Annotated in this window: 13 protein-coding genes; 12 read left to right on the top strand and 1 reads right to left on the bottom strand. The window is 50.0% G+C overall.

Features of this window, described 5'->3' with window-relative positions; all coding sequences use genetic code 11:
* Window position 1: 1 nt before the first annotated feature.
* Window positions 2–868 carry a MurR/RpiR family transcriptional regulator gene (locus tag MKX46_RS09685; protein ID WP_029518325.1) on the bottom strand — a complete coding sequence of 289 codons (867 nt, stop codon included), beginning with the start codon at window positions 866–868 and terminating at the stop codon, window positions 2–4.
* A gap of 357 nt (window positions 869–1,225) precedes the next feature.
* On the opposite strand from MKX46_RS09685, the gene MKX46_RS09680 reads away from it, so the two are divergent.
* The 12 genes from MKX46_RS09680 (at window position 1,226) to MKX46_RS09625 (ending at window position 13,578) form a co-directional block, all read left to right on the top strand.
* Entirely contained in the window at window positions 1,226–1,504 is a 279-nt protein-coding gene (locus MKX46_RS09680; protein ID WP_341071208.1) for a phosphopantetheine-binding protein, read from the top strand.
* A gap of 49 nt (window positions 1,505–1,553) precedes the next feature.
* On the top strand, window positions 1,554–2,747 hold the full coding sequence (locus MKX46_RS09675; protein WP_069011016.1) for a radical SAM/SPASM domain-containing protein: 1,194 nt from the start codon (window positions 1,554–1,556) through the stop codon (window positions 2,745–2,747).
* Window positions 2,748–2,802: 55 nt separating this feature from the next.
* Window positions 2,803–4,179, top strand: coding sequence for a peptide ligase PGM1-related protein (locus MKX46_RS09670; protein WP_029518327.1), 1,377 nt, complete (start codon window positions 2,803–2,805; stop codon window positions 4,177–4,179).
* A gap of 17 nt (window positions 4,180–4,196) precedes the next feature.
* On the top strand, window positions 4,197–4,442 hold the full coding sequence (locus tag MKX46_RS09665; RefSeq protein WP_029518328.1) for an acyl carrier protein: 246 nt from the start codon (window positions 4,197–4,199) through the stop codon (window positions 4,440–4,442).
* The gene (locus MKX46_RS09660) at window positions 4,435–5,565 is read left to right on the top strand and encodes a hypothetical protein (protein ID WP_039272632.1); all 1,131 of its coding nucleotides are present in this window, start codon (window positions 4,435–4,437) and stop codon (window positions 5,563–5,565) included. Before MKX46_RS09665 ends, MKX46_RS09660 begins: the two co-directional genes overlap by 8 nt.
* Window positions 5,566–5,634: 69 nt before the next feature.
* The gene (locus tag MKX46_RS09655; protein WP_029518330.1) at window positions 5,635–6,627 is read left to right on the top strand and encodes an ABC transporter ATP-binding protein; all 993 of its coding nucleotides are present in this window, start codon (window positions 5,635–5,637) and stop codon (window positions 6,625–6,627) included.
* On the top strand, window positions 6,617–7,423 hold the full coding sequence (locus tag MKX46_RS09650; RefSeq protein WP_029518331.1) for an ABC transporter permease: 807 nt from the start codon (window positions 6,617–6,619) through the stop codon (window positions 7,421–7,423). Before MKX46_RS09655 ends, MKX46_RS09650 begins: the two co-directional genes overlap by 11 nt.
* Window position 7,424: 1 nt before the next feature.
* Window positions 7,425–8,237, top strand: coding sequence for an ABC transporter permease (locus tag MKX46_RS09645; RefSeq protein WP_029518332.1), 813 nt, complete (start codon window positions 7,425–7,427; stop codon window positions 8,235–8,237).
* A gap of 49 nt (window positions 8,238–8,286) precedes the next feature.
* Window positions 8,287–9,819: a hypothetical protein gene (locus MKX46_RS09640; RefSeq protein ID WP_029518333.1), complete on the top strand. Its 1,533-nt coding sequence runs from the start codon at window positions 8,287–8,289 to the stop codon at window positions 9,817–9,819.
* Between the two features lie 17 nt (window positions 9,820–9,836).
* A complete protein-coding gene (locus MKX46_RS09635) occupies window positions 9,837–10,997 on the top strand; it encodes a hypothetical protein (protein ID WP_029518334.1) in 1,161 nt (386 codons plus the stop codon).
* The gene (locus tag MKX46_RS09630) at window positions 10,994–12,082 is read left to right on the top strand and encodes a Gfo/Idh/MocA family protein (protein WP_341071207.1); all 1,089 of its coding nucleotides are present in this window, start codon (window positions 10,994–10,996) and stop codon (window positions 12,080–12,082) included. The genes MKX46_RS09635 and MKX46_RS09630 overlap by 4 nt, the downstream gene beginning before the upstream one ends.
* Window positions 12,083–12,165: 83 nt before the next feature.
* A complete protein-coding gene (locus MKX46_RS09625) occupies window positions 12,166–13,578 on the top strand; it encodes an alanine racemase (protein WP_029518336.1) in 1,413 nt (470 codons plus the stop codon).
* Window positions 13,579–13,590: the final 12 nt, after the last annotated feature.

The following is a 13,590-nucleotide window of genomic DNA, read 5'->3' as shown; positions in this document are numbered from 1 at the left end:
CTTAGTGACCTCCCGGTTGTTTTTTGAGCTTGCTCACTTGTTGATATGAACCTTCCAATCTCGGAATATATTTGTCAAAATCCGCGCTCACCATACCTGTAAACAGAATATCTATGATATGAAGCTGGGCGATGCGGGAGGCCATATCCCCACGTCGCATTCCTTCCTCCAATGAGGAGGAAAATAGCGCAATATCCGCAAGGCCTGCCAGCGTGTTGTTTCCGAAGGAGGTCAGGGATAGTGTCTTGGCCCCTTGTTCCTTGGCGCAGCGTAGAGCCGCAATGGTCTCCTGGGTTTCTCCTGAATAAGAGACGGCAAAGGCTACATCTCCCGCTCCGAGCGAGGAGGCAGAGGTAATCTGCATATGGGAATCTGCAAAGGCAGTGCTGTTCTTGCCAATACGGATGAGCTTCTGGTAAAAATCCTGCGCCACAATCGACGATGTCGCCATCCCATAGAGATCAATGCGGCTCGTGGCTGACAGCCATGCAATAGCCTGCTCCAGCTTGTCGTAATCCAGCAGTCGGGTCGTGTCCGCAATGGATGCGGTGTGGTTCGCCTGAATAGCTTGCACGATTCGGGAAAGTGAATTTCCGGCGACAATATCCTGATAGGATTCTTCACCATTACGGTTGGAATGGGACAACTCGGCGGCCAGCTTCATTTTGAAATCGGGATAGCCTTTAAAATGTAGTGATTTGCAAAACCGTGTAACGGTCGCCGCACTTACACCACAACGCTCTGACAGCTCCCGAATACCCAGATGTAACACATCTTCCGGGGATTGCAGGATGGATTCCGTCAGCTTGCGCTCCTGTACGGGAAGCAGCTCCAGTCTTTGGGCTAATGTATGAAGAATGGGGGACATGAGCTGTGCTCCTTTGGCTGTAGAGTATTTTTGTGAAAATAAATATCGTTTATAAGAATTATATTAAGAAAAACATTTTCACGTGTATTGTAAAATAATTCTGTCGCTCATGCAAGAGATGTGAGAAGAATTTTTATTAAATTTTGCGAAAAAATAGCCAGCGAAAATTGTAGAAGTTATCATACATTAATTTACATATTGCGAGTTTTACTTACAAAACAACCTATTGACTTGTCTCTTCATTGGAGGAGTATAATTGAATAAAGTTCCAGTGAAGGAATTTTTCTAGGAGCTTTCTTTGCAGAGGGCATCGATGGGTGGAACGAACAGAATCTCATTCACAAGGAGGAGTTTGCTATGCAGAGCCAAGTGATTGAAATGATCAGCGCAGTCAAGGAAGATCCTGAACTGGTCGCAAAGCTGGATGGACATTCGGACATTATTCATGATGCGGGACTGGATTCGTTGCAGTTGGTCCATTTCATGCTGCAAGTGGAGGATGCATTTGATGTGGAGATTGATTTTGATTTCTTTGAGTTGGAGCATTTGAGCTCGGTAGATGCGTTTTGCAGCTACATTCAGGGGATCAGCGATGCGGAACAAGCGCCGCATCTGGAGGGAATGGAGACGGTCTGACGTACAGCTAGGTACATGTGCCTGAAAATCCATTAAACGAGGTGTTAGCATGCAGCCCAAAAGCAATGTGCTGATTGATGAGAAAGCGTTCAAGCTCATCAAGCGTAACCTGAAAAACGCTTCTGTATCTTACCGTAACGCCACACAGGACCCTGCTTTCAAAACGGACATGCCCCAGACGATCGGCATTAAGCTGACTAACCGCTGCAACCTGAGATGTACGCACTGCTTTGAATGGAACGAGGAAGGCTACCATCACCAAATGGATAAAGAAGAACAAAACATGGATCTTGCTCCAGACATGCTCCGGCAAATTTTGAGCGAAACCAAGGAAGCCAAGTCCAGACTGTACATGTGGGGCGGCGAACCAATGTTTCATCGGCGTTTTGATGAAATTTTGGACGTGCTGGCGGAAGATCGGCGCGAAATGACCTTTTGTACAAATGGATTACTTATTGATAAATATTTGGACCGGATTTTGGATTTGTCCGAAAATCTGGAGTTATTAATAGCGATTGAAGGTTTTGAAAGAGAACACGACCTAATTCGCGGTAAAGGCACCTTTCAAAAAACAATGCGGCAGATGGATAAGCTGATTGAACTGCGCGACCAGGGATTGTACAAGGGACGGGTAACTGTCCATGCGGTCATTAACGATAACATGATCGGACGGATGTACGAATTTCTGCAAATGCTGGAGGACAAAAGGCTGGATCTGGTGCTGCTGACGTTCCCCTGGTACATTTCCAAAGAGACCTCCCTCAAAATGGATGAATATTTTACACGTAATTTTTCTTGGCTCCGACAACTCGAAGAAAAAAATATTAGTAGCTGGCATGCTTTCAAATATAAAATCAACCCGGATAACATCGATCCTCTGATGCAGGAACTACAGCGGATCAATGAGCGAGTATGGAACATTCGCGTGCGCTATCAGCCCGGTTTGGATTATGAGGAAATTGATAAATTTATACATGGTGAGGAAATGGTCAGCCGTTGTTCCAATCATTGTTTGGCGCTCACCTCCAGAACAGATATTTTACCAGACGGGAAGGTCATGCCTTGCAAATTTTTCAGTGAGTTCACGATTGGAAGCATGCGTGAGCACAGTCTGAAGGAGATATGGAACTCGGAAGCGTATGAGAAAACCCGTCAAAAGATTAATCATGAAGGATTGACTCCGGTGTGCTCCAAATGCAGCGTATTGTATCTGCACGGGGCAGGCTCTCTGAAATACATTTAGCTTTCTATGAATGTTGTTTGTTACTGGATGGAAGAGAGAGGGATGATGATAAGTCGTGACGACTAAAACAATTAACCTTGTGGAAGCGCTTGCGCATGAACGGGACCATGGAGTCCTGATTTGGCTGTTTAATATCGGTGCAGAGCAAGTATGGCATCCATCCCCCCGCAAGGGGGGCATGGTAGACCGGGATGAACAGCAGGTCGTAAACCGGATGGAGGAAATGAACCTTCTGCTATGTCGAAGTCAGGATGTCATTGTACTTCGGGAATATCCGGATGAGGCGTTTCTGGACATGCTTCAACGGTTGGGCTTTAGCCTGCCGCGTATTGAGGTGCCAGAGCCTTCTGATCCGCTAACGCCGATTTCAGAGCTGGTGCTGGCGGATGAGGCGCTTTTGGCACGACTGCGTACGGTTGCAGATGCAGGCCACAGCAGCAGTGGAGCCAAAGCGTGGCTCGTCCCCTATGCGGTCACACCGCAGGAGGAAGCGATTGCGGAGCTTTGCGGGCTGGAGTTGATCGGCGCTCCATCCGCGGTCAGTGCTCAGGTGAATGATAAAATATTCAGCCGCCTGACCGCGCAAAAGCTTGGTTTTGCTGTCAGCGAAGGCGCTGTATGTACAGACGAATCGGCGATCCGCAGGGAGTGTGCCAGACTGGCTGACTTATCGGATGGACCTGTGAAGCTGATTATCAAGCAGCCGCACGGTGCCTCGGGACAAGGCATGTATATGCTGGACGAGCTGTCCAAGCTGGACACGCTGCTGAGTGTGATGAGGCGTTTTGGCGGCTCGTCGCCATCATCCGGCGGCTGGCTGGTGGAGCGCTGGCACAATAAGCAGATGGATCTGAACTACCAGCTCTGTATTGACGAGGGCGGTGGTGTGACGATGTTTTCGCTAAAAAGGCAAAACGTGGATGGCACCGTGTATATCGGATCTCAAGTGCCGGCTGAGATTGGCGATGCGCTGGAGGAAGAAGTGAGACGCTGCGCCTATCAGCTGGGTACGTATCTCTATTCCATTGGGTATACGGGAATGGCCTCTATTGACGGTTTTGTTGACGAAGAAGGTTTGCTGGTTCCAGTCATTGAGATAAATGGTAGATTTACGTTGTCTACCTATATTTCGTTTTTGTCATCCGTCCTGGGAGAGCAGCACAAAACATTATCCCGTTATTATCGCAACGTTACCGCCACACCTCTCACCTACAGCCGCTTGTGCGGGCTGCTCGCTGAGGAAGGCTTGCTCTATACGCCCGAACGTCCAGAAGGGGTGTTTGTGTATACAGCGGGTACATTGTCTGGTATCCCTGTGAAGCGGGGCTATGTGAACCGGATTTTCACACTTATTTTGGCAGACAGCTGGCAGGAAGCTGATGCGTATGCGCACAAATTGGAAGGTATCATTGCTGGATTAGGATGCTCATAAATGGGAGGGAATCAAAAATGAAAACAGATGTATACCATGTAGTACCCTTGCTGGAAAAGATTTTGAAGCTGGCTCCGGGCGAGCTGGAACAGTTGACTCCGGATCAGGATTTGCGAACCTTGGGGCTGAATTCCTTATCCGCTGTGGAATTAATCGTAGAGTTGGAAAATGAGCTTGATATTACGATGGAGGACGACGATCTAGTGCTGGAGCATCTATCTACACTGCAAGGCATTGAGCGTCTGCTGAGCAAATATGCATAAGGGCGCCGAAAAGACAAGGTTGATGCAGGGATCCGATATGGAGACTCGTCAAAATTCCGTTGTGGACTATGGTGCAGAAGAAGTGGCAAACGCTCTTCCAGGGAAGCATTGTGTATATTCTTCCCTGCGTACCTCATTGCGGAGGTACGGGGTGACCATGGCCGAATCCGAGCTATTCATGCTGTGTGGGAGTATGTGCGCAGAGTATGGTGGAGATTTGAAGCGCTTCGGGCCTGAGAAATATCCGGAGCAGCTTCAAGAAATGGCAGCCAGTGGTGGACCTGTTATTCGGGTGGAACCGTGGGTCGCTGGTGTCAGTGATGAAACCGACCTGTTGCGGGTACTCACATCGGGCTACGGTACCATGCTGCATACGTCAAGCACCGCTTTAACCTATCACGATGTATATGTGAAAAATTACCCAAGGGGCCACGTGATAGAGTTGTGCGGATTGGACTTGCAAGAACGGACAGCACAGGTGAATGATAGCTTCCTGCTCGATTCCTCGGGACATGCCATGACTTATGTGGGCTCAGCCCGGCTCGACGATCTGATGCAGGGCATTATTGAGTATGCATGGCTGGTGGAGCAGCCTGCCCCGCTTTCGCCAAGTGAGATGCATGCTGCGTGTGCTCACCATATACGACAGTATTTGACTGGACACGAAGCCATCTGGAGAGGCGTACCTACGTCTAATGAGTCGGTCAGTCAAACGGGGAAAGCTGTAACAGGCAAGCAGGTCAAGCGGGGAGATGAGGGGTACCGGGCATTTGTTGATGACTTCCGTCTGTTGGCAGACATGGAGGATCAGGATTTTCGGACGTACTGTCATGAAATCTATTACAATCTGCGATTGGGCAGTGCTCTTCATTTGACGGATTATACAGCTGATTATTGCCTGCTGCACCAAGCCACGCTGGGGCCACAAACACAGCATGTAATTGAATTGGCACAGGGGCTGTACGCGGATTGGCACAAGCTTAATCTGCATATTTACAAAACAGGGCTTCAACTGCGCAAGCATCGGATGCCTGAGATTACGGAACGAGCTTTGCATTTAATTGAAAGACAGCGGCATATGCTGGAGGAACTGATGATTTTAGCAGAGCAAGCAGCCGAGTAGTCCAAGCATTCGGTCGTATCAGACCGTTCATCCAGGTGTCCTGCACAGAGGAAAGAGGAGGGGGATTAATTGCCGTCCATTACATTAAACCAATTGTCGAAAACATTTACGTACTACAAAAAGGAGCCGGGCGTGCGCAAATCGTTGCAAAACTTGTTCAGGCGTGAGCAGCTGACCAAAGAGGCTGTGCAAAATGTCAGCTTTAGCATTGAGGAGGGGGAAATTGTCGGATTTCTCGGTCCAAACGGGGCAGGCAAAACAACGACGCTCAAAATGCTGTCTGGCATTCTCCATCCCACGGACGGGGAGGCATCGGTACTCGGCTTTACCCCGTGGAAACGACAAAAAGAGTTTAAACGTCAATTTTCCATTGTAATGGGACAGAAAAACCAGCTCTGGTGGGATTTGCCTGCAAGCGAGTCATTCGAGCTGAACAAGCTTATCTATGAAATCGATGAAAACCGTTATAAAGAGGCACTGGATGAACTGGTCACTCTGCTTGGGGTGGAGGAGCAGCTTCATGTGCAGGTTCGGCGGCTGTCTCTCGGCGAGCGTATGAAAATGGAACTGATCGCCGCGCTGCTGCATCGTCCACGGGTCATTTTGCTGGATGAGCCGACCATCGGACTGGACCTTGTTTCTCAGCGGCGAATTCGAGAGTTTTTCAAAGCCTATAACCGCACGCACCGGACGACCATCCTGCTGACAAGCCACTATATGAAGGATATTGAGGATTTGTGCAGTAGATCCATCATTATCAGCGGGGGCAGATTGGTCTATGACGGAGACTTACACAAGGTGAACGAGGTCATCGGTGCCCGTAAATTGCTCAAGGTTCGACTGGAGACCCCTGTATCCAACCTAACGTTGGCGAGCCTCGGCAAACTTCGCTCCAACTCGGAGCTGGAGGCGGTATTCGAGCTGGATGCAGAAGATACCTTGGCTTGGTCCAAAAAGATTTTGGACGCACTGCCTGTCGTTGATTTTACGATTGAGGACGTCCCGCTGGAAGAGGGGATAGCCAATTTGTACGATGGGGGCAGGCTGGCCGATGCGAAATAACAAATATGTGAAGGTACTCCAGCTCGGCATGCAAAACGAAATGGAGTATCGGGCTAATTATTGGCTCCAAATGGCGGGATTTATGCTGCCCATCATGACGCAAATTTTTCTCTGGCTAGCTGTATTTGGTTCTTCGGGACAAGCAAGAGTGCTGGGTTATTCTCTGCCAGAAATGCTAGTGTATGTGGTCATGGCGGGAGTCACTGGAAAACTGATTGCTACGGGCTTTGAATACGAAATTGCTACAGATATCAAGGAAGGTGGACTGGCAAAATTCATGGTACAGCCTGTGCATTATTTCGCTTACCGTTTTTGCCGGTTTATCGGAGGCAAAGTCATACAGTCCGCGGTCGTGCTGCTGGCGGCTGCTATTTTGCTGTTATGTCTTAGCCTGGAAGGACAAATCAGCTTCGGGCTATCGTACATCTTGCTTTACATATTGGCGTTGCCGGGAGCGCTTGTGCTTAATTTTGTGGTCTATTATGCGTTGAGCGGCATAGCCTTTTGGGTGACGGAATCGGCGGGACTATTTTATACGCTGTCGCTTGTCATTTATGTAGCTAGCGGTACCGTGTTTCCGCTGACGATTTTTGGAGATGTTTTGGCCCGTCTGTTCAGTCTGCTACCGTTCAGCTACACCGTATTTTTTCCGGTGAATGCGTTGACGGGCAAGCTGACTGTACTGGAAGCCGCTAAAGGCATTGGCGTACAATGGCTCTGGATTGTAGCGCTGGCGGCCCTATCACGCTGGGTGTGGCAAGCCGGGGTCAAACGCTTTGTCTCGGTGGGGGGGTAACATGAAAAATGTTTTCCGAAACGTTAGGCGCTACATCAGACTGTACTGGAAGTTTGTCCAGTTTTCCGTCATGTCGCAGATGGAATACCGCATTAATTTTATAACTGCATTTCTGGTTGAAACGGCTTATTTACTCATCAAGCTGCTGTACGCATCGGTACCATACCGCGCCGGGACGGACATTAACGGCTGGTCTCCTGACGCCATATTGTTATATATCGGCGTGTTTACGATGATGAGCGGATTTTATAGTGGATTGTTCTACAGTAATTTTACAAGCCTGCCTGACAAAATTCGTACCGGCTCACTGGATGTGCTCATGACCAAACCCGTATCGCTGCAATTTATGGTGACACTGCGTCAATTTGAACTGGGCTATACCGTGCCAAATGTAATTGGCGGCGGAATTATGACGGGGATCGGCTGGTATCGACTCGGATTGCCGTTTAATTTTGAAACCGCAGGAGGGTTCTCTGTGCTGCTCGGATGCGGAGTGCTTACGGCATACTCCGTATTTTTGCTCCCCCAACTGCTGGCCTTCTGGATTATCCGCACGAACGGCGTTACGGAGCTGTCCAACAGCATTTTCGAGACAAACTATGTGCCGATGGCCGTGTACAGTAATCTGATTCAGCGTATCGGTTTGTTCGTGCTTCCGGTGTTTGTCATTTGTAATTTTCCGCCCATGTTCATTCTCGGCAAAATGGAACCCGGGTTGGTGGTATGGGCATTTCTCGCACCTCTCTGGCTGCTGGCGATCATCCGCCTGATATGGCAGTTTGCTCTACGTGATTATACGAGCGCGAGTCAGTAGCGCTACCGTGTAGTGGGCCAATAATGAAGCAGGAAAGGAAGCGAATCATATGAATGCGATACCGAATCAGCGTCATTTGTATATGGGAACATTCGAAGCGGAGGCTTACTGGCGGGATGCCCAGTTAGCTTCCCTGCCAGCCCTGCCTGACCGGGCTTCTTCAGCGATTGTAGCAGCCATGGATGAACTGCTGTTCAGCTTTTGCCAGCCGGGAGATGCGTTATTGACCCGTTATGCCATTTCGCCCGTACATCGTCAGTATATCGCGCAGTTGGGCTTTCATCCGGCTGTCAACGAACGGGATTTGACCGATGGCATGGAGCGTGCAGGCAATGTATCGACCGCTTCCGTATTTGAACTGCTGGGTAGTCGCAAGGCCGATGCCGGAGAGGGATTTCCTCAACTGGAAGGCTGTGTGCTTAGCCCGTTTGCGGGTTTACCGCATGTGGAGGAGGCTGCACGTGCTTGGGGAATAACACTACATCAGCCACCGCTGGAAACGATTCGCAAGGTAAATGCCAAAACGTATTCCTCTGATCTGAAACGCAGCCTTGGTCTGCGCAACCCGGGTTATATTGTGACTTCGTTTGCAGATGTCGCTGAGGCGGGGCGTAAGCTGCTGCGGGATGGAAGCTTTTTAATCAAGGATGATTTTGGCGTATCGGGCAAAGGAAACCTGCACATTACCTCGACACAAATGCTGGACCGGATCGTGTCGTATTTACGTGGACAGGAGCGCAAAGGCAAACAGGTGCTTTTCCTTTTGGAGCCTTTCCAGGAGAAAGAGCAGGATTTTTCATGCCAATTTACGATTGGTGATAATGGAAGTGTCGATATCATATCTGTACAATGGCTGGCTAACACACAATTCTCCTATCGGGAATCCTTGTCGCCGGACGGGGCTTTTTTGGAGCGACTGGAGCGCGAGGGCTATTTTAGCTTAATGCAGGACGTGGGGCGGCAATTGTATCAGGATGGTTATTACGGCGATGTTTGCATTGATTCCATGACACTTCGTGGTGGGAAGCTGGAGCCTATTATCGAAATTAATGCCAGAAAGTCGATGAGCTTGATCAAGCATCAGCTTGATACTTTTCTGGCCGGAAAAAATATGCGTGGCACGCTGACGAATTATTCACTGTCCCATGATGGCAGTCTATCCTATGAAGAACTGCTGGAGGGGCTGAAAGGTGAAGGATTGCTGTTCACAGGTGAACGTGAAGAAGGTGTCATGCCTCTGGGTGCCAATACGTTATATGTGAACACAGGTGGACGAGATGGCGAGAACAAGATTGTGGGCCATACAAGCACGCCAAGCAGAAATGCAACCGGGCGCGGAGGCAGATCGCCTGCCAAGCAGGTTCGTGTGAGCGGAATTGGGGCCAGCGGTGGCGGATCAGAAGGGAATGGCACGGCTAAGCCGGACTTGAATGGTGAAAAAGAAACCGCTGGAAGCGAACGGGCACGAGGCAAGGGGCGCCTTTATTTGGAACTGGTTGCCGCGAGCGATGAGGAAAAAATGCGATTGACTACAAAGCTGGAGCGTTTTTTGGCAGAGCATCATTTTACAGTGCTGAATTAAACGGGAGGCGTATGAGCATGCGTAGGAGTACCGATAAGCTTATGAAGGTAACGATTTTATGTTCCGGTTTCGGATTGGGCTTTTATACCCCTGGCTTGTTGTTGCAAGCGGGTCTTCGCAGGCTGGGCATGGATACGGCGATTCATGTATTTGAAAATGTACTGCCGGAATCGGCTCGTCTTAAGGTCGACAAAAGCCGCAAAGCTTACCATGACAATTTTGCGGTGGCCTTAATGTCGCAGAAGGTTCCGCAGGATATGCGTAATTCACTGGATCTCGCTGCGATGGAAGTGCTGTTGAACCAATGGATGGAGGAGGATCGGCGGTATTTTATATGCTTATCCGGTCATTGGATGTATGTGTTGGAAGAGTATCGCAAGCGCAGAGAACCTGAATCGGTGCATGTGGACATCGTGTACATGGATTCGACGCCTTCCCCATCTTGGAAGAATCTAGCCAAGCATAATCCGCATTTTGCAGATGGCTGTGGAGAAACGACCTTTTTTGAAAATGATAACAATAGAGTCAGCTACTATATTGATATTCCGGCTGTGGAGTATGTTCCGTTTGAAGAACGGCAATCCCGCTTATTCGTACATGGCGGCGGTTGGGGGATGGGCACCTACCGTGACAAGGTTGGACGGTTAGAAGAAGCGGGCTGGGAGCTGGATCTGCTGTTGTATGATCAGGATCAACCGGATGAACAGCGGGACAGTATACGCTATTTTCAGATGGATCCGCAGTGGAGGACATGGCAGCGAAATGAAGCCGGGGAGCATACATTTCCACCTTTCGGAGAGGTGAAAAAGGGCGAGAAGACCGTGTATCAGGTCGGACCGGATTACCATAGCATGCTGGACCAAGCCTGTCATGTCCAGGCCATTGTCAGCAAGCCAGGAGGTGGCAGCCTAACCGATTCGTTCGCTACAGCCACTCCACTCATCATGCTGGAGCCATTTGGTGTGCATGAAAAGCATAATGCAGATCTATGGGAACGGCTGGGACTTGGTATGCGGTACGATACGTGGATACAAACCTATGACGGCAGTGCTCAGATACTGGAGGATATGCATCGCAGGATCGTAGAGCTGCGCAGTCGAACGCCGCGTTATATAGAGTCCTATGTGAATAGCATCCAAATGTTAGCAGGCTCACCGGGAATGGAGCAGGGGTCATGAACGCTGCGGCGGCTGCGCAAGAGCCTACGATGCGAGATATTCGCTTTGGGATCATTGGCTGTTCTGCCATTGCTCCCCGTGCGTTGCTGGAACCGATCCGACATGTTGCAGGGGCACGCGTGACCGCGCTTGCGAACCGCACGGTTGCCAAGGCAGGAGAAATGGCAGATCGTTTTGGCGTCAGTGTCGTTTATCGGCATGCTGAGGATATGCTAAAGGACCCGGAGATCGACGCTGTATATATTGCACTCAGCAACGACTTGCATGCCGAGTGGATTGGCAAAGCACTACGGGCCCATAAGCATGTGCTGGTGGAAAAGCCGTTATGCCTGAATACGGCTGATCTGGCACCCTTGGCAGCTATAGTCGAGCAGAGTAACGTTCACCTGCTGGAGGGTGTCATGGTGCAGCACCATCCGTGGCAGCGTGAGCTGCGGAGGATCGTAGAATCGGGGCGTTATGGTCGTTTATGCTCCATAGAGACGAGTTTATGTATTCCGGCAAAAGAAGGGCATGCGGACAATTACAGATCCCGTCCGGAGCAGGGTGGGGGATGTTTTTGGGATTTAGGCGTGTACTGGCTCCAATTGCTCCAGGCCGTCGTTGGATTAGATCAGGCGGAATTCCACAGTCAATCGGATTTCAATGGTCCTCATGGCTGTGACTGGACATTTCGTGCGCAAGCCCGTTATCCGAGTGGATTGGAGGCATCTGCCCTCTTTTCATTCGAGCGCCCTTATCGCTGTGCTCATGTACTGACCTTTGATTCGGCAGTAGTCACTTTAAAGGACTGCTTTCGAGCAAATTTAGGCTTTTATAAAATGACACTCAAGACGGAGATCAAAAAGAATATCGCGTCAAATATAGCGGATGCGGACGCACTGCCTGTGTTATCACAGACATCTTCGTATACCAAAACGGTTTTCGAGCCTATGAACTATTATGTCAATCAGTTGAATACCTTTTGCGGTATCATCCGGGGAGAAGCGGAGCCCATACCATTTCGCGAGGCTGCGGAACGCGTCAGACTGCTGGCAGCCATTCATGAAGCAGCACGCTCGGGCGAGACGATCTATGCAGTATGAGCATGATTGTGTTTTCGAGCGGTGGGAAGCGAATGATGCAAAATACGGAGTATCAAGGCAAAGAGAGGAGGGGAATTCAGTAGATGGATAAAAAGGACGAAGCCTTACTGGAACGATTCGGCGAGCATCCGACGCCATTTTACTATTATGACGGGGACGCGCTGCATGCTCATGTCAGCTCGTTGCTGTCCCGATTGCACCCGGCTGTGCGTGTACATTACGCGCTCAAGGCTAATGGTAACGTAGCCTTGGCTGGGTTGCTGCGCTCGTTAGGTTGTGGTGTTGAGATTGCTTCGGCCGGAGAAATGTTCGTCGCTATGGAGGCCGGGTATGCTGCGGAAGACGTGCTGTACGCCGGACCGGGAAAAACAGTAGCCGAGCTGAACGAGGCGATAGCCTATGGAATCGGCTGTATTCATGTCGAATCGGTGAGGGAGCTGCGTCTGCTGGAGGACATTGCGGCCCAAGCGGGCCAGCTTGTCAGGGCAGCGGTTCGCATCAATCCTGATAACGATCTGTCTGGAGCAACGATTAAGATGGGCGGCGTTCCGCGCCCCTTTGGAGTAGATGAAGGACAGCTGGATCACTTTTTTAAGGTACTGGAAGATTGCCCACACGTCCATTTTCAAGGTATTCAGGTATATACAGGTACGCAAATGTTGAAATCGGATCAGATTTTAGCTTCATTTGCGAATACGCTGCAGTTGGCAGAACGGGTACAGGCTCAGTATGGTGTGGCAATGCATACGATCAATTTGGGCGGCGGGTTTGGCGTACCTTATTTTGCTCATGAGGAGCCGCTCGATATGGATCACGTCATTGACGGACTGAACGCACTCGCGGAGCAGACCCGAACCCGCATGCCCGGGGTTAAACTAATCATCGAAAGCGGCAGGTATCTGGTTGCTCAATCGGGCATGTATGTCTGCCGAGCATTGTATACAAAGGAATCCAAGGGAGAGAAGTTTGTCGTGGCTGATGGTGGCATGAATCACTACGCCGCAGCTACTTTTCGAGGACGCCGCATTAGGGACAACTACCCGGTACGAATTATGCGCAGGCAAGTGGGAGAATCGAAAGAACCCAAAGAACGAGAGTTGGAAGCAACCCTACAGATGGGGCAGAGAGACGTTTCTGCTCAAACGGCTGTTGCTGTCGAACAATCATTAGAAGAGATTGCAAGCCGAACAGGAGGGCCTTTGGAAGAAGCATCCATGGAGCTGGAGACGGTAAGCATTGTCGGTCCACTTTGTACACCCGAGGATTGTATTGTGAAAAAAGCGCAGCTTCCTCCGATTCACGAGGGCGATTATATTGCTTTTCCGAATGCAGGAGCCTATGGATTAAGCTATAGTCCACTACAATTTCTGGGACATGCTACCCCGGCGGAGCTGCTCGATTTTCGTGGGGAGGTACATGTCATTCGTGAACACGGTGACCGCACGGACCTGCTGCGTCATCAGCGCATGATTCCGTTGCCTGAGGATGTGATATAAGTGGGCATTTTG

Source organism: Paenibacillus sp. FSL P4-0113 (assembly GCF_038009305.1).
GTDB classification, from domain to species: Bacteria; Bacillota; Bacilli; order Paenibacillales; family Paenibacillaceae; genus Paenibacillus; species Paenibacillus polymyxa_D.
Note: the sequence above shows the minus strand (reverse complement) of the source record. Positions and strands in the feature narration are given on the sequence as shown.